The organism is Sporosarcina luteola (assembly GCF_023715585.1).
GTDB lineage: Bacteria > Bacillota > Bacilli > Bacillales_A > Planococcaceae > Sporosarcina > Sporosarcina luteola_D.
In genome coordinates, this window is sequence record NZ_JAMBOK010000001.1 from 1,872,735 (window position 1) to 1,888,500 (window position 15,766).

A 15,766-nucleotide genomic window follows, 5' to 3' on the forward strand; every position below is an offset into this window, starting at 1 on the left:
GCCCAATGTTCTTCAAGTAAAGCACCCGTTAGTGTAATAAGAAGTAAGAAAAAAGTCTAACTATTCAATTTATTATTTATTTGTTGCAAATGGTGAATATCATGTTTTATAAAGATTTTTATAAAACTTTCACCTGAGAACTGTCGTTTGCCTTTTCCTATTGTAAATCTAACATCTTCTTCTACTTTTGAAATACTATCAATAAGTTCCTTTCGTGTTTCTATGAAAGCATTTATAATAGATTCTACTGTGTTGTCACTTAGATATGATATTGCTTCCTTATTATGTTGATCGTGGTTTGGAAACTGTGGCAAATTTACTCCGTTAGCCATTACTGGAACCATTTTTTCAAGATTATACTTATCCCAATAATATAAATGTCCTACAATTTCTCTAATTGACCATTTTCCTTTACTAATCGGTTCAGTTAACTTAGATTCTTGTACTTCTTTTAATTTCTTAATGGCATCAATTGTTTCTTCAAATCCCTCTAGTATTTTCTTCATATTGCTCCCCCCTATCCAAATATTATGTATTTAAAATATACACTAACGAACGAAAAAAGTGAACGTATGTTCTTTTTCTTTTGTTTAAATTCTTGCTGTTCAACTAAACTGCTGCGTTAGTTGAACAAGAAATCTTATTCTTTTACTTCAATTTTTATTGCTCCAGCTTGACCAGGATAGGATGCTGCAATATTAACTTCAAACCATATTTCTACCTTGTTACCTACCCGTAAGTTGCTTATATCATCATTACTAAAATAAATGAGCGAAATTCATTCTTCGTTCAATTCTGAAATTGATTTATCTTTAATTGCTTCGTATTTTTCTGATGTAATATCCTCCGCAACCAATATTCTGCTTTCTTCGATCTCGATAATATAACCTTCTGTTTGTTCTTTTGTAGTTGTTTTACTTATTTCAGAACACCCGACTAATGCAAAACAAAATACAATCAATAAACTAAAAGTCTTTTTCAACCCTAACACCTCTTTTCATAATAAGTCGTTAATTTCTGGTTAAAGTTTCATTTTTAGTTATTGAACTAACCTGCCTCGTTAGTTTAATATTGCAGCCGAAAGATTAGAAACATCTAGTCCTGTAACGCTTTGAAAGCCTACTTCAAAATCGCCTTTCATTTGAGTTTGAAATAGTATTTTGTTGATAACATCGCTACCATACTCATTAATTAGGAATTGTATGGCTAAATTGGATTGTAAGTATATATCGTACAAAGGGTCTGTTCGATAGTTATTCCATTGCTCATGTGTCGTTAATTCATTTAAAGGCACTATTTTAGATAATGTGTTCGGGGCTTCCATACCATTCATGCCAATATATTCAGCAATTCCTTCCGAAAACCAGAGAGGTATATCGCTATAATTAATTTCCAATTCAGATAGTTTCTGAGTAAATACATAATGCGTATATTCATGCATAACATTTTTATTGAATAACCAGACAGTTGGTCCTACATTTTTAATAAGACCTTCTCTATTTTCTGGTAATACTCCGAACATATTCATGCTTGGCGAATTAAATCCAATAGCATATTCTAAACCAGAAAAACTCTCTATTTCATGATTATTTTTAAATATAACTACATCATAAGGTTTATTATAACTACCAATAATTTTTTGATTTAACTTAATTCCATGATTAAGAGCATTTTTGGTTGCAAGTAATAACTCTTTATCCGATTCTAAATAATGTATTGTTAAATGCTCAAAACTTATGTGATTATATCCTTCTAATAATTCCTCTTTTCTATCTTCATCTATCTTTTCTAAATCTATAAATGATGATAATAGTTGAGGGATGTTTTCTTTATACTTATCTACCCCTACTTTGATCACAAATAGAACGACAATTAATAATACTAATATAAAGAATGTTTTTTTTGACAAAATATATCCACTCCTTTCGTATATTATTAGTAAAGATGCCGTAATATCCTTTCTGAAGAACTTCTCTTATATTAACTAATTCATAGTCCTACCGAATAAACCATTCTCCTTATTCAACTAAACTGCACCGTTAGTTAAAGAAGATAAAAGATCCGTCTAAGCAGCTCTATAATCTTCAACTCAAGTACCCCTTAGTTGAAGAAGAATGTAATAGTAAGCCTACTCTAATTCACCTATCAACCAAATTTCTCTCTTATAAATTTCCCCATCTTCATCGGTTATTTCTTCTTTAAACCCCAAGACTTTCATATCTTTGGGGATATTTATTCTCCATTCACTCTCAATATTTCTTTCTTTGGACAGGGGAATCCACTTTTGAAATTCATCATTTCTATTAAAAAACCCCTTGAAGTGAGAATCACCAGCAAACACTATAATTTGAGAATCAAACAGAGCTTGAAAACTAATAAAAACAACCACTCGACACTTTTCAGGAGTAGTTGGTTTGATTTCAATTAAATGGTTAGCACGTTCTAATAAAGTTTGAACACTAAGTCTCTTAATTCCAAAAGGAGTCCTATCGGAATCAATAAAATCCTGGGCGACCGGTAAATGAAGATGCCAAAATCCATTATAAAAATCCAAAGGAAAATCCGAAGTTTCCTCCCGGATTCGCTTTATCATATTTCTTGTTTTTCGCTTTAAGCCCCTTAACTTCTTATTACGCATTTTTCTCTCCTATCTAATTCCGAATCAATTTAACCTTTTCTTGTTGAATACAACTACCTACCGCTTTGTTTAAGATCACTATTTCGCAATCTTTAGTATATTTTATCATAGATTTCTGCTCTTCCTTCTATATTACGGAATTAACAAAGGCATAAACTTATACGCTGTTACCAATTCCTGTGTCAATCGTGGTACCGATTTATCAATATATAGCATCTATATGTTGATGCAATAACAAAAATAGGGACACCAATTCATATGTGAATTGTGTCCCCGTATACTGTGATTTTTATTGTTTTCTCCCCGGCAACCGAACCCGTTAACCTTTCTTCACTGCTGTTTATTTCACTCTACGTCTACCTCATCCTAAACTGATACGGCGTCATTCCCGTCTCCTCTTTAAACCGTCTGCTGAAGTACGTTGAATGGGTGAAGCCTGCAGACTTCGAAACTTCGGCAATCGGCAAATCAGTCTCTTTCAACAGGCGCTTCGCCTCTTCTATACGGGTTCTCAACAACGCCACGCTGAATGTCTCGCCCGCTTCCCCTGCATATTTCCTGCTCAACGTACTTTTATGAATTCTCAACTCTTCCGCACATGCCTCCAAGTTCCACGAAGTGTCCCAATAATTTGCCGCAATCCGTTCCTGCACTTTGTCGGCTAGCGAACTTTTGCCTTCCGCGATGACTTCAGTATTTTGGAGCAACTCCGCAATGAAGGTAAGGAAAGTCCGGATGATATGGTACATGACCGGCTCACGGATAACCGTTTCGAACAATGCACGGTACGCCTGCTCCACTGCCTGCGACTTCAATGATTTCGAGGTCATATACCGGCGGATTTGCGCGAGAATGCTCGTCAGCCGGACGCGGACCATTTCCGGGTCCGGAAATGGGGATTCAAGTGTGAGGAAATCCTGTTCCATCCACTCCCGGATCTCCGACACTTGCCGTTTCTCTAACATCTCCACCCATTTCCGCTGCTCGATCGGTGATAAAAACGGATCCATGTCCCGCCAATGAAGGTTATCCTGCTCAATCGTCAAAATATCATAGCCATCATAGAAAATCCGCTCATGAAACTTGCGCATTTTCTTATAAAGCGCCCTGTAAGTCCGATTCTGGCTTTCAACCGCATGCAAATAAATCGTCAACAATGCGTCCGATTGGCGTTTCCATTGCGCAAAAAAGATTGAATAAGCATCTTGCAGGTCCTGCACGTCTTTTAATTGATGGACGACGAGCACAAAATCAGAAAACGGGAAGATGTCATAAGCGGTCGGAAAATCATGCAATTCGAGTTCGCGGACGAGATGGTCGAGCTCCTCCGCCCGCGATGGCGCGATTAAACTGAATAGCACTGGGGTTTCCGCCTTCGTTTCCCCGATGAGGAAATCCTCGTATGTAACGACTGCCTCCCGCTGTAGGACGGGGCCTTTCAGCTGTGCCCTTTCATTGCGCCAACGGAAGCGAATTTGCTGGACTTGTTTGACGAGCCGATCTGGTTGGAACGGCCTAAATAAAATATCTTCCGCTTTCAGGGAGAGCGCTTTGTAGACTGACTGGAATGTCCTTTCGGAGGAAATTCCGAGCCAGATGGCGTGGGGCGGCAGTTCGAATTCCGCTGTCATGATGTAGTTCATGTCGATAATGTAGAGATACACATCCGTTGAAACGTCCGCTCCCTCTGCAATTTCGACTTCCACATCATTCCACTGGGACGTTAGCAGCCATTTCAGCCCTTGTGCTTCGAGGGAGTCTTTGATGAGCAGTCGTATTTTCATGCGATCACCTATTTTCGGGATTTGATTTATTGCCATCTAGCTTTATACTGATGGCAAGAAGTCTTTCATTTCAGAAAGGATGATTGTGGTGAATAAAGTCAATGAATCTATCTGGATCGGTCGTACGGATGATACAGAAGACTGTGCGAGTTTCCGTTATCATCAAGTTGTTGAACTTGCTAATATCAAGCAGATTTCAGGCGGTTGCGCCATCATCGGGTTCGAATGCGAGGAAGGGGTCCGGCGGAATAAAGGACGGTTAGGCGCGGCCGGAGCCCCGAATGCATTGCGCAGCGGCCTTGCGAATCTTCCGTGGCGATTCCCGGAAAACGCCCAACTTTGCGACGTCGGCAATATCGCTTGCGACGGCGAAGACTTGGAGTCCGCTCAACGGCAACTGGGTGAAGCGGTGACGGCGATCCTGTCCAAAGGCGCTGCGCCCATCATACTTGGTGGCGGTCATGAGACGCTATATGGCCATTATTTAGGAGTCCGCGAATCGATTGGCAAGGACGCTACGCTCGGCATCGTCAACATTGACGCACATTTCGATTTACGTCCGTACGACGAGCAAACTTCCTCCGGCACGATGTTCAGGCAGATTTTGGAGCAGGATCCGCAATCCCGCTATTTCGTCGCAGGCATCCAGCGGTACGGCAACACGCAAGAGCTGTTTGACAGGGCGGATTTGTTAGATGTTACATACGTGCATGAAGACGAAATGATTCCTGGGCATCTCGATAATCTGATGGTTGCATTGGATAATTTCATTGGTCATCATGACGCAGTCTTGCTCACTTTATGTACGGACGTCTTGAACGCTGCGTTCGCTCCGGGCGTCAGCGCTCCTTCGCCATTCGGGCTGGATCCGTCGACGGTGCGGGCAATCATTCGGAAAGTGGCTGGGCATGAGAAAACGCGATCTTTCGATATATGCGAAGTAAATCCCGCATTGGATGAGAACGGACGGACTGTGAAGCTTGGCGCTCATCTTGTGAATGAAGCAATTGCGTCTTTCATTTTAAAGGCGTAAAGGCTTGAATTGTTATAGGCAATTGGCGCGAGAGAAACTTGGACTGTCCAAGTTTTCTTCCCGCGCTTTTTTAATTGCCTTACACGACCCGGTTCGCGGGCTCCCTGCCTTCAAGCACATCGGTGATTGCATCGACGTTCAATTTCATCATGGTGAGGCGCGTTTTAACGCTTGCGCTTCCGATATGCGGTACCGCCGTGACGTTCGGCAACGTGAGCAATGGATGACGGACGGGGACCGGCTCGGTTTCAAATACGTCCAGTCCTGCACCGAAAATCTTTTTGTTTTTCAACGCGTCATAAAGGGCGACTTCATCAACGATGCACCCGCGTGACACGCTGATGAGGGTCGCCGTTTTCTTCATGAGTCCGAGTTCACGCCCGCCAATCATCCCTTTTGTCTCTTCCGTGAAGGGGGCTAGAATCACCACATGGTCGGCCCGTTGTAAGAGGTCGTCCAATTCAGCGAATGCAACGCCGTACTCTTCTTCTGTTTCAGGCTTCCTGCTTCGGTTATGGTAGAGCACATCCATGTTGAACCCCTTAGCTCTGCGCGCAACCGCCTCGCCGATCCGGCCCATGCCGATGATGCCGACTGTCGTCCCGTGTACATCCATTCCGGTGAAACCCATCGGCGTCCACGAAAGCCATCCGCCTTGCCGCAATTCCTTTTCTGCTGTATTGAAGCGGCGCGCCGTGGCGAGCAGCAACCCGAAAGCAAGGTCCGCGGTCGTTTCCGTCAACACATCGGGCGTATTCGTCACGATGATGCCCATCTCATTTGCCGCTTCGGTATCGATATTGTTATAGCCGACAGCCAAATTGGAAATCACTTTTAAGTTTGTCGCGCTTTCCAGCATATCCCGGTCAATCGTATCTGAAAGCATCGTCCAAAGTGCATCAACTTGCGTAATCTCTTCCCGCAATACAGCATGCGTCACCGCCACGTCTTCTGAATCCCACATCCGGACAGTGAACTTCTCTTTAAGCGGCGCAACGATTTCCTCCGGCAGCTTTCTTGTAATAAACACACTAGGCTTCATTCTAACCCCTCCCGATTCTCTTTTTATCTATTTTAGCACAATTCAGTCGGTTCATTTTTGTGGTTATCTATTGAGTTCACAATTATATCTATTGAATATGGAGAGTTATCTATCGAATCGCGAGGATTATCTATTGAATACGGGGAGTTATCTATTGAATATCGAAAGTTATCACCATTTCATGACCTTCGGACTAAGTCACTCTTACCCTTGAACGTCCTTGTTAACGTGAAATCATCGTCTTGAAAAGTAATCGATCATTTCCCGGCGTATATCAATCATTTCCTATGCGTTATCGATCATTTGGGCCGACTTATTGGTTATTTCCCAACTTATATCAATCATTTCCCAAGATATATGGTCATCTCATGACTTTAGACCCACTCCGATGACGACAAAAAAACACCCTGCAAGCCAAATCGGCAACAGGGCGTCACTACATTCATCCACCAATATAACTCATATTAATCTTCTTCCTATTTTTCACCGTCTGTTCCGTCCGCTCGTCGGAATAACGGTCCGTACGGCGTCCCCACACACCACTAATGGCGTCGAGCAGCTCCTCGTCCGACATTCCGCTGCGGATCAATTCCCGTAAATCGAATCCGGAAGAAGCGAACAAGCAAGTGTACAGCTTTCCGTCAGATGAAAGCCTTGCCCTTGTGCAAGTTGAGCAGAACGATTCCGAAACCGATGTGATGAAACCGACTTCCGCGCCGTTGTCCAAATATCTATACCGCTTCGCCACTTCGCCGTAGTACTCTTCTTCGGCAGGCTCCATCTCATACTCCGCGCGCAGCATTTCGTAGATTTCCTTCTTCGTCACGACTTTCTCGAAACTCCAGCCATTGTCATTGCCGACGTCCATGAACTCGATGAAACGCAATGTGATGCCGCGTTCCTTAAAATACGCCGCCATCGGGAGGATTTCGCTTTCATTCACGCCTTTTTGCACGACCATATTCATTTTGATTGCGAAACCGATATCCTTCGCTCGATCGATATTCTTCAAGATAAGCTCAGGCTTGATGCCGCGGCCGTTCATTTTCCCGAACAGCTCCGGATCCATTGCATCAAGGCTCATATTCAAACGACGAAGGCCCGCGTCATACAAATCTTGCGCATATTGTCCGAGCAGCACGCCATTCGTCGTCAATCCGATGTCTTCGATTCCTTCGATCTTCGTCAGCTTCGCAATCAAATCCGGAAGTCCCCGTCGCATTAAAGGTTCGCCGCCCGTCAGTCGAAGCTTCTTCACGCCAATCGATGCAAACAGCCGTGCAAACCGCTCCATTTCTTCAAACGACAATAGCTCGCTTTTCGGTAAAAACACATAGTCATCCCCGAAAATCTCCTTCGGCATGCAATACGTGCACCGGAAATTACAGCGATCCGTCACCGATATCCGCAAGTCCCGGATCGGGCGACCTAATTTATCTACAATCGGATTCATCTTCGTCAGCTCCTTTCCAGGACATCCGGAGTATTCGCATTCATGAAAGTCCGGTGGGCGTCGCCTTCTGCCAGCAATTCGCCTTTCACCCACTGAACGCCATGTTTCTCCTGAACATCCATGACCCGCCGCTTCCCGTTTTCAAGCGCTTCCCGCAAATCCGGAAGCACTTCAGCATCCCACACGGACACGAGCGGATGAAGTTTTCCGTCCAAAACGACAGCGGTCACGCCGGAACTATGGCATTCGAGCAATCGCCCAACCACATCCGCTGTCATGAAAGGCATATCACAAGGCAGGACGACATATCGATCAGCCTGCAGCTTTCCCATCCCCGACAATATCCCCGCGATCGGACCTTGACCCATAAACCGCTCAAGGTCGGTTATTACAAGTAACTCATCAGGAAAACGTTCGACCAATTCGGGCCGTGTCACAACAATGCACTCCTCGCAAAATGGCGATAAGACTGCCAACGAACATTCATAGAAATGGCGCCCCTCCCACTCGGCAAATGCCTTCGGGGAACCAAACCTGCTCGACAAACCTCCAGCAAGGACAATCCCGGCCGTTTTCATCAGCCACCGCTCACAGGAGGAATGAAAGCACATACGTCTCCCGACTCGATGACGTCATCTTTCAATGCATATTCTTCATTCACCGCCACTTGGACATTATCCGCACCGAATCCAGGGTACGATTCCTCCGCCCAATCCAGCAGTTCAGCAACCGTCATCGAATCACGGTCAAGCGTCTCTTCCCCTTTCCCAGTCAACTCACGTAATCTAGCAAAATAATTCACTTTGATCATATCCGTTCAACCCCCTTTGCAGGATATTTCTTCTGCGCACCGATCCATTCTTCCCCGTCTTCCCAAATTTCCTTTTTCCAGATAGGCACGACTTCTTTAATCCGGTCGATGGCGTATTCATTCGCTTCATAGGCCGCTTTCCGGTGAGGCGAAGAGACGGCGATGACGACGGCGATGTCCGAAATTTGCAGTTCACCGATGCGGTGTGCGATTGCGACGCGTATGCCAGGCCATTTTGCTTCCATTTCCGCACCGATTTCCGCCATCTTCTTTTCCGCCATTGGGACGTACGCTTCGTACGAAAGGTAAAGTGTCTTCACGCCGTGCGTCCACTCCCGCACATTGCCGGTGAAGACCGTTACAGCGCCAGCTGAAGGATGAAGCACATAATCCATATATTTTTGAACATCTATCGGTGTTTCCACGATTTCATATTGTTTCATCGCCATCTCCCCTTCCGATCCACCTCATAAACCATTCGTCGATTTGCTCCGTTTGCTCCCGCGAATGAATATGAGCACAATCCGCCTCAATTTCAGGACACCCGATAACGAGCAGCTTATCTTCCAACTGACGCAATGTATGCCAGTCTTCCAAATCTCTCAGCAAAACAACTTTATCCCCTGTTTCTCCTTTATACCCTTCAATCAATAAGACATCAGGATTGCCCATCGAAGCCATTTCTTTGAGCCTAGCAAAATCAGGCTCTTCATTCCAAATGAATTGAACTGCTCCGCCGCCCGCTACGAGCGTGGCATCCGCTCCATTCGCCAGAAACTGCGCCGTATCAGTCTCGGCTTCGTTCATATCCGGCTTCCCGCCATGCCCATGATGCTTCAGCACGGCAACCGACAAACCTTTTTCCTTCAATAAACGGACCCACCTCGCAACCAACGTCGTCTTGCCGCTATTTTTATAGCCGACGACATGGAGCGTTTTCACAATGTCCACTCGCTGACGCCTTGTTCACTGCCGACCAACAGGATATCGACTTCATCCCCCTGGACAAAGCCCCTCGTTCCGCTGGGCAGTACGATCAGGCAATTCCCTCTTGCAATTGAAGAGACTGCATTGGATTTATTAAAACCCGCAGGCGCCGCTTCAATTCCGTCCTTGGTGAATATCCAAGTGGCGCGGATGAAACGCGTGAACGGATTCGGCTTCGTAAAGTCCTCTCCTAGTTTCGCCGTCATCCTTGGCATATATGGGGCTGCCCCCCCCATCATCGCGAGGATTGCCGGCCTTGTAAACAGCTCAAACCCTGTGAAGCAGGCAGATGGATTGCCGGAAAGGCCGAATAAGTATTTATTGCCAAGAACCGCGACTGTCGTCACACTGCCCGGGCGCATCGCCACTTTGTTGAATAAAACCTTCGCGCCAAGCCGCTCGTAAATGGCAGGCAAATAATCATAATCGCCGACAGACACGCCGCCTGTCGTTATAAGAAGATCCGTCTCTGCGATCGCCTTTTCAACAATCGATGTGCAGGCATCCAGATCGTCCGCCGCCATCCCGTACGACTTATAGTCGATGCCCATCCGCTTCAATTGCGCACGGATCATCGGCCCGTTCGAATTCCGGATTTTGCCCGGCAAGAGTTCATCCGCCACATCGAGCAGCTCCGTCCCCGTGGATAAAATTCCGGCAATCGGGCGTTTCGCAACTTTTACTTCCGCATAGCCGAACGTCGCGAGCAATGCGATCGTGCCAGGATGGATGAGTGAGCCCGCTTCAATGAGCAGCTCCCCTTCCTTCGCGTCCTCGCCTTTATAAGAGATATTTTCACCCGCTTCAAACGGCTTCCGTAGCGTGAATCCATCATCCGTTTCGACTGTCTGCTCGAGCATGACGACTGCATCCGCGTTTTCCGGAATTTGCGCGCCTGTCATGATCCGATATGCTTCCTTTTCACCGATCGGCTTGTCTCCGACGTATCCGGCACCGATTTCTCCGATGACTGAGAAGGGAACCCGGTTGTCGCCAGACGCTCCTTCAGAATCGAGCGACCGGATTGCAAATCCATCATAAGGGGATCGGTCAAAAGGAGGTACATCGTGTTTTGCGATAATCGGCTCGGCAAGGACTCTTCCGTAAGCGTCCTCGATGCCAATCATTTCCGTTCCCAAAGGCGCTGCGTGTTCCATTACGAGCCTGACAGCCTCCGCCACGGGAATCGGTTTTCTCATTTCCACCATTGCGTTTCCTCTCCTGTCTTCTGATATACTAAACGTACTATGCTTGAAGGGATTGAATCCAATGTCCGAATTGACACATTTCAACGAGCAGGGACGCGCCAAGATGGTCGACGTCTCCGACAAATCGGTGACGACTAGAACCGCGGTTGCCGCTTCATCGATTGTTGTGAATGAATTGATCCACTCTCAAATTACCGAAGGAACGAATAAAAAAGGGGATGTCTTCGCCGTCGCGCAAGTCGCTGCAGTCATGGCCGCGAAAAACACATCGTCCATTATTCCAATGTGTCACCCACTCGCCCTTACAGGCGTAGATGTCCGCTTCGAATGGAAAATTGACGAATCTGAGCAGCATTATGAAGTGCTCATCGAAGCCGAAGTGAAGACAAAAGGCCTCACCGGCGTCGAAATGGAAGCATTGACCGCCGCATCCGCCGCAGCTCTCACCATTTACGACATGTGCAAAGCGGCCGGCAAAGAGATGATCATCGGTCCGACGATGCTTTTGAAAAAGACCGGCGGGAAAAACGGCGATTTCGAACGGACTAACCATAGGTGAAAAGTCACTTAGTGACGATAACTCTCGGGAAGTGATCGATAAATTTGTGACATTGACCTATAACTTCCCGAAAGTGATCGATAACCTTGGGAAAGTGACCGATAACTCGCCAGAAATGATCGATAACTATCGCAAGGAACCTTTCGATCGACTTCGCGAGCTACCGATCACTTCCGATGCTTCGTCAGCTCATGCACGATATGATGAAGCTCCGGGAGGATCAGTTTTTCCATCGCGAGCTTCACCGCTTTCGACGACCCCGGCAATGCGAATAGAACTTTCTCGTCAATTGAACCTGCAGTTGCCCGACTCAACAACGCCTTCGATCCGACGTCTTCCGTATAACTCAAGAACCTGAACAATTCACCGAATCCATCAATCGTTTTCGTAAAATACGGTGTCACCGTTTCAATCGTCACATCTCGTTGGCTGATTCCCGAACCGCCCGTTACGATAATGGCCTCAACGGCGGGATTGCCAATCCACTCGTCCACGTTACGGGATATCTCCTCCGGCTCGTCCGTACAAATCCGATAATCAAGAATAGAATGACCAGCGTCTTCCGCCATCCCGATGATCGTCCCACCGCTTTTATCCGTTTCCTTCTCCCGCGTATCGCTCACCGTCAACACGGCAATTCCAATCAGTTTCTTCTTTTCCGCTTCTGTTAGTTTCGACAACCCATCCACCCCCTATCACCCGAAAAATTGATGATACAGCTTCCGCCCTTGCTTCATATCTTTCAATCCATGGATGAGCAGCCTTCCGTTTTGGAATAATACACAGCGATACCCTTCTGCATGGAATTCCACGAAAAACGGCGTCATCCGATATTCCGTCCCCAGTCGCTCCGCCACTTGCACGCCGTCTGCAACTGATAAAGTTCTTCCGCTATCCGGCACGATCTGGACGGCCTCCCTACCGCAAAGGACTGCATAATGTGTGCCTACCGGTTGATTCAAGGAAGGATATGTAGGTGCCGCTCCGCAAGTCTCACAATTGACATTCCGAATCCTCGAAATGCCCGCTTCCGCTTGTGTATTATTCCAAACGTCAAAGTGCAGGAGCTTTGTCATCATCGCGTCCTCATTGCCTGTCAGCCACTTCAATGCCTCCGCGGACTGCCTCGCCGCAACGATCTGGACGGCAGGTGCAATAATGCCGGCCGTATCGCATGTTTCATTCACCGACGGGAGGACAGGCAGCAAACAACGGAAACAAGCCGACCGACCGGGGACGAACGGAAATACAGTGCCCGAACTGCCGACGCAGGCGCCGTGAATCCAAGGGATCCCCTTCTTCCAGGCGACGTCGTTCATGAGGAGCCTCGTTTCAAAGTTATCCGTCGCGTCCATGATCAGATCGGCGTCTGACGCAAGCTCTTCAAGCAACGCACCGTCCACATGGTCGAGCACGGTACGTATTTCGATATCTTGCCGGATCTCTTTCAGTCGACGTTCGGCAGCGACGACTTTCGGCACGCCGTCCAAAGCGTCCTGTTCCGTGAACAATTGTTGCCTTTGCAAATTGGACATTTCGACGTAATCGCGATCCGCAATCGTCAGCTTGCCGACGCCCGCCCTGACGAGTGTCTCGGAAATGGGAGAACCGAGCGCCCCGCAGCCGATGACGAGTACATGTGCATTTTTCAATCGCTCTTGCCCTTCCTCGCCGATCCGCTTGAAAAGCGTTTGACGCGAATATCTCGTTCCCACCCTGATTAGCCCCTTTCAAATTACACGTCCAGCTTCGATACACATTCAGAGTGTAGAAGTTGGAATATGATCGCTTTCGTCAAACTTCACTTTGTGTTAGAAGTTCAGAAACTTCTTTCGTAACGCATATTCCACAAGTTCCGGCCTGCTTTTTAAATTCAGTTTTTCCATGATCTTCGCTTTATGAGCCTCAACCGTCTTGACGGAAATATAAAGCATTTCAGCAATCTCTTTATTTCCATATCCTTTCGCGACTAGCGGAAGGACTTCGATTTCCCTTCGCGATAAGATTTTATACGGATCCGTCTCGGCTTCATCGACATCCTTTTTCACGAATTGCCGTACGAGGGAGGTCGCCATGGAAGGGTGGATATAAGTTCCTCCGTCATAGACCGTACGAATCGCCGACAGCAATTCCTCGTCCGGGGAGTTTTTCAATACATAACCGGAAGCTCCGTTTTTCAATACATGGAACAGGTACTCCTCGTCATCGTACATCGTCAGGATAATGACTTTCGTTTCAGGAAAATCCTCTTTGATCTTCCCTGTAGCAATCAAACCGCTCTCCCCGGGAGGCATGCTTAAATCCATGAGAACGATATCGGGGCGGTGCTTTGCCACTTGTTCATACGCTTCCAATCCGTCCGCGGCGGTCGCTACGACTTCCATATCCGCTTGGAAGTTCAATATGTGCATGAAACCGCTGCGGACGACCGCATGATCATCGGCAATGATGATCTTCAATCGTCAACCCCTCCTTTAGCAACCGGGACTTCCAACTGGAGGACAGTCCCTTTCCCGATTTCGGAACGAATTTGAAGGTGACCGTCAACGAGTTCCGCCCGTTCTTTCATGCCATAGATGCCTAACCCAGTGCCTTTCGGGTCCGTATTTTTCAACTCGAACCCTTTTCCTTCATCCATGACTAGTAAATGAAGCAAGCCATCCGCTTCGTACAACCGGACAACCATTTCATCGACTTCCGCGTATTTCAACGCATTGAACACCGCTTCCTGACAGATGCGGTAGACGATTGTTTCAGTTTCGCCTTCATACCGCTTGGATTCAAGCTCCGGATTAAAATGAATTATAAGGCCATAGTTCTTCTCAATCCATTTGAAATGTGTGCGGAAAGCTGCTTCCAACCCGAGATCATCGAGCGTGGCGGGCCGCAGTTCGACCGACAGATGGCGGATGTCATCCAATAACCGCATGAGCGAGCCTTCCGTCTGCTGCACTTTCTTCAATACATCCTCTTCGATGTTCATATATTTTAAGACGCGCAAATCGACTAAAGAACTGAGCATTTCTTGCGCTACGCTATCATGAAGCTCGCGCGAAAGTCGTTTCCGCTCATCCTCCTGAGCTTTAATTACCCGCTTCATCAGCAGCTTCTGATTCAATTCCTCTTGCGTCTTGAATTGGTGGGTCAAATCCCTCAGCATGAACACACGGATTCCCGTCTTTGCATCAATCGTCTGGATGCTCCCGGAATAAGGAATGACGCCCCTGCCTTTCGTATCGAAATATACTTGGAAGGAGCTGATGTTCTCGTCCGGATTGGTCATATAGCACGCGACGCACGTCAACGGTTCATCGGAGCTCGTATAGCCTTTGCATGCTTTGCAGATCGCTTCTGCGCTGCCCGCCATCATCTGTTCGTAGACATCTTTATCCAAGATCTCTTCCGCCGCAGAATTCATTGCCAGCACTTTCCCTTGCCGATCAAAAAAGAAGATGGCTTCATCGGAATTCCCGTATAGTTTCATTAACAGATCTGACAACTGCACATTCTCAGTCCGACTCATCGTTCACCATCTCCTTATTGTAATATGGACCGAATTCCGCTCCGATCTCCTGCTTGAATTTCTCAAACTGCACACCCGTCAGCTTCCCGCCGGTCCGGTACCCGACGAGTAATACGCCCTTTACACGATTGTATTTATAGAGGGGGATCGCTCCGAAGCTTTTGAGCCCTTCCGTTGCGACAATCGGATAATTGAACAGATTGTCGCCACTCCATACTTCATCCACATCCCCGACGAACATCGGCTTGCCCGTTTTGAAAACGAGTCCTGCCAGTCCTTTGCCCGATTGTAATTTGATGCGCCGATAGCGCTCACTCCGATTCCCCGTCACATGCGTCCATCTCACTTCAAATCCGCGTTCCGGTGATTGGACGAGCGCAATACCGACAAAGTCGAATTCGAATAACTCTTTCAAGCGCTCAATTTCCAGCTCGTAATTAAATCCCACCCGTTCATTCATCACCATTGCTCCCTGCGAAAAACTTAAACCTATTTACCCTTATTCTACACGTTATCTACTAATCAGAATAGTTTTATAGGTTTTTTCCGTAAAATCAAAGCTTCTCCAAAGCAGTTCACTAACTTTTAATGATTGCTCTTTCACAAATTAAAATCACTGGGATACTGCTTCTTAAAAACTAACCTTGTAGACGGGGGTGTTTAGTGTTGTCTATAGAATGTTTTTCCCTTGATTTACCTGCAATCAATTATACTTATCATCAAGGGGT

Annotated in this window: 20 protein-coding genes; 2 read left to right on the top strand and 18 right to left on the bottom strand. The window is 46.5% G+C overall.

Annotation, left to right across the window (positions count from 1 at the left end):
* Nucleotides 1-56: 56 nt before the first annotated feature.
* The 6 genes from M3193_RS09160 to M3193_RS09180 form a co-directional block, all read right to left on the bottom strand.
* On the bottom strand, nt 57-506 hold the full coding sequence (locus M3193_RS09160; RefSeq protein WP_251626708.1) for a DinB family protein: 450 nt from the start codon (nt 504-506) through the stop codon (nt 57-59).
* A gap of 134 nt (nt 507-640) precedes the next feature.
* A complete protein-coding gene (locus M3193_RS16825) occupies nt 641-778 on the bottom strand; it encodes a DUF3221 domain-containing protein (RefSeq protein ID WP_353056396.1) in 138 nt (45 codons plus the stop codon).
* Nucleotides 779-982: a hypothetical protein gene (locus M3193_RS09165; protein ID WP_251626710.1), complete on the bottom strand. Its 204-nt coding sequence runs from the start codon at nt 980-982 to the stop codon at nt 779-781. It lies immediately after the preceding gene.
* 78 nt (nt 983-1,060) lie between these two features.
* Nucleotides 1,061-1,909 (bottom strand): collagenase, encoded by an 849-nt coding sequence (locus M3193_RS09170; RefSeq protein WP_251626711.1) that lies wholly within the window; start codon nt 1,907-1,909, stop codon nt 1,061-1,063.
* Between the two features lie 219 nt (nt 1,910-2,128).
* Nucleotides 2,129-2,638, bottom strand: a complete 510-nt coding sequence (locus tag M3193_RS09175; RefSeq protein WP_251626712.1) for a DUF3916 domain-containing protein — start codon at nt 2,636-2,638, stop codon at nt 2,129-2,131.
* 356 nt (nt 2,639-2,994) lie between these two features.
* Nucleotides 2,995-4,422, bottom strand: coding sequence for a helix-turn-helix transcriptional regulator (locus tag M3193_RS09180; protein ID WP_251626713.1), 1,428 nt, complete (start codon nt 4,420-4,422; stop codon nt 2,995-2,997).
* 85 nt (nt 4,423-4,507) lie between these two features.
* Here M3193_RS09180 and hutG point away from each other — a divergent pair, with 85 nt between their 5' ends.
* Nucleotides 4,508-5,455, top strand: a complete 948-nt coding sequence (hutG, locus tag M3193_RS09185; RefSeq protein WP_435372020.1) for a formimidoylglutamase — start codon at nt 4,508-4,510, stop codon at nt 5,453-5,455.
* Nucleotides 5,456-5,534: 79 nt separating this feature from the next.
* Here the strand turns inward: hutG and M3193_RS09190 are convergent, their stop codons facing one another.
* The 7 genes from M3193_RS09190 to M3193_RS09220 all read right to left on the bottom strand — a co-directional run bounded on the left by M3193_RS09190 (nt 5,535) and on the right by M3193_RS09220 (nt 10,956).
* Nucleotides 5,535-6,497: a 2-hydroxyacid dehydrogenase gene (locus tag M3193_RS09190; RefSeq protein ID WP_251626715.1), complete on the bottom strand. Its 963-nt coding sequence runs from the start codon at nt 6,495-6,497 to the stop codon at nt 5,535-5,537.
* A 442-nt stretch (nt 6,498-6,939) separates the two neighbouring features.
* The gene (gene moaA, locus M3193_RS09195) at nt 6,940-7,950 is read right to left on the bottom strand and encodes a GTP 3',8-cyclase MoaA (RefSeq protein ID WP_251626716.1); all 1,011 of its coding nucleotides are present in this window, start codon (nt 7,948-7,950) and stop codon (nt 6,940-6,942) included.
* Nucleotides 7,951-7,955: 5 nt separating this feature from the next.
* A complete protein-coding gene (gene mobA / locus M3193_RS09200; RefSeq protein WP_353056381.1) occupies nt 7,956-8,561 on the bottom strand; it encodes a molybdenum cofactor guanylyltransferase in 606 nt (201 codons plus the stop codon).
* Entirely contained in the window at nt 8,528-8,761 is a 234-nt protein-coding gene (moaD, locus tag M3193_RS09205; RefSeq protein WP_251626719.1) for a molybdopterin converting factor subunit 1, read from the bottom strand. Before moaD ends, mobA begins: the two co-directional genes overlap by 34 nt.
* Nucleotides 8,758-9,204 (bottom strand): molybdenum cofactor biosynthesis protein MoaE, encoded by a 447-nt coding sequence (locus tag M3193_RS09210; RefSeq protein WP_251626721.1) that lies wholly within the window; start codon nt 9,202-9,204, stop codon nt 8,758-8,760. The genes moaD and M3193_RS09210 overlap by 4 nt, the downstream gene beginning before the upstream one ends.
* Nucleotides 9,191-9,712, bottom strand: a complete 522-nt coding sequence (gene mobB, locus M3193_RS09215; RefSeq protein WP_251626723.1) for a molybdopterin-guanine dinucleotide biosynthesis protein B — start codon at nt 9,710-9,712, stop codon at nt 9,191-9,193. Before mobB ends, M3193_RS09210 begins: the two co-directional genes overlap by 14 nt.
* Nucleotides 9,700-10,956, bottom strand: coding sequence for a molybdopterin molybdotransferase MoeA (locus M3193_RS09220; protein WP_251626725.1), 1,257 nt, complete (start codon nt 10,954-10,956; stop codon nt 9,700-9,702). Before M3193_RS09220 ends, mobB begins: the two co-directional genes overlap by 13 nt.
* A gap of 61 nt (nt 10,957-11,017) precedes the next feature.
* Between M3193_RS09220 and moaC the strand changes: the two genes are divergently transcribed.
* Entirely contained in the window at nt 11,018-11,515 is a 498-nt protein-coding gene (moaC, locus tag M3193_RS09225) for a cyclic pyranopterin monophosphate synthase MoaC (protein ID WP_251626727.1), read from the top strand.
* Between the two features lie 167 nt (nt 11,516-11,682).
* Here the strand turns inward: moaC and M3193_RS09230 are convergent, their stop codons facing one another.
* The 5 genes from M3193_RS09230 to M3193_RS09250 all read right to left on the bottom strand — a co-directional run bounded on the left by M3193_RS09230 (nt 11,683) and on the right by M3193_RS09250 (nt 15,498).
* A complete protein-coding gene (locus M3193_RS09230) occupies nt 11,683-12,195 on the bottom strand; it encodes a MogA/MoaB family molybdenum cofactor biosynthesis protein (protein WP_251626729.1) in 513 nt (170 codons plus the stop codon).
* 15 nt (nt 12,196-12,210) lie between these two features.
* Nucleotides 12,211-13,230: a ThiF family adenylyltransferase gene (locus M3193_RS09235; protein ID WP_251626731.1), complete on the bottom strand. Its 1,020-nt coding sequence runs from the start codon at nt 13,228-13,230 to the stop codon at nt 12,211-12,213.
* Between the two features lie 96 nt (nt 13,231-13,326).
* Nucleotides 13,327-13,974, bottom strand: coding sequence for a response regulator (locus tag M3193_RS09240; RefSeq protein WP_251626733.1), 648 nt, complete (start codon nt 13,972-13,974; stop codon nt 13,327-13,329).
* A complete protein-coding gene (locus M3193_RS09245) occupies nt 13,971-15,038 on the bottom strand; it encodes a sensor histidine kinase (RefSeq protein ID WP_251626735.1) in 1,068 nt (355 codons plus the stop codon). Before M3193_RS09245 ends, M3193_RS09240 begins: the two co-directional genes overlap by 4 nt.
* The gene (locus M3193_RS09250; protein ID WP_251626737.1) at nt 15,025-15,498 is read right to left on the bottom strand and encodes a GAF domain-containing protein; all 474 of its coding nucleotides are present in this window, start codon (nt 15,496-15,498) and stop codon (nt 15,025-15,027) included. The genes M3193_RS09245 and M3193_RS09250 overlap by 14 nt, the downstream gene beginning before the upstream one ends.
* Nucleotides 15,499-15,766: the final 268 nt, after the last annotated feature.

What these genes read in the sequence shown, in the direction of transcription:
- M3193_RS09160 (WP_251626708.1), bottom strand. Translation starts at nt 506, where the DNA reads ATGAAGAAAATACTAGAGGGATTTGAAGAAACAATTGATGCCATTAAG.
- moaC (WP_251626727.1), top strand. Translation starts at nt 11,018, where the DNA reads ATGTCCGAATTGACACATTTCAACGAGCAGGGACGCGCCAAGATGGTC.
- M3193_RS09250 (WP_251626737.1), bottom strand. Translation starts at nt 15,498, where the DNA reads ATGAATGAACGGGTGGGATTTAATTACGAGCTGGAAATTGAGCGCTTG.
- M3193_RS09220 (WP_251626725.1), bottom strand. Translation starts at nt 10,956, where the DNA reads ATGGTGGAAATGAGAAAACCGATTCCCGTGGCGGAGGCTGTCAGGCTC.
- moaD (WP_251626719.1), bottom strand. Translation starts at nt 8,761, where the DNA reads ATGATCAAAGTGAATTATTTTGCTAGATTACGTGAGTTGACTGGGAAA.
- mobA (WP_353056381.1), bottom strand. Translation starts at nt 8,561, where the DNA reads ATGTGCTTTCATTCCTCCTGTGAGCGGTGGCTGATGAAAACGGCCGGG.
- M3193_RS09190 (WP_251626715.1), bottom strand. Translation starts at nt 6,497, where the DNA reads ATGAAGCCTAGTGTGTTTATTACAAGAAAGCTGCCGGAGGAAATCGTT.
- M3193_RS09210 (WP_251626721.1), bottom strand. Translation starts at nt 9,204, where the DNA reads ATGAAACAATATGAAATCGTGGAAACACCGATAGATGTTCAAAAATAT.
- M3193_RS09245 (WP_251626735.1), bottom strand. Translation starts at nt 15,038, where the DNA reads ATGAGTCGGACTGAGAATGTGCAGTTGTCAGATCTGTTAATGAAACTA.
- moaA (WP_251626716.1), bottom strand. Translation starts at nt 7,950, where the DNA reads ATGAATCCGATTGTAGATAAATTAGGTCGCCCGATCCGGGACTTGCGG.
- M3193_RS09180 (WP_251626713.1), bottom strand. Translation starts at nt 4,422, where the DNA reads ATGAAAATACGACTGCTCATCAAAGACTCCCTCGAAGCACAAGGGCTG.
- M3193_RS09175 (WP_251626712.1), bottom strand. Translation starts at nt 2,638, where the DNA reads ATGCGTAATAAGAAGTTAAGGGGCTTAAAGCGAAAAACAAGAAATATG.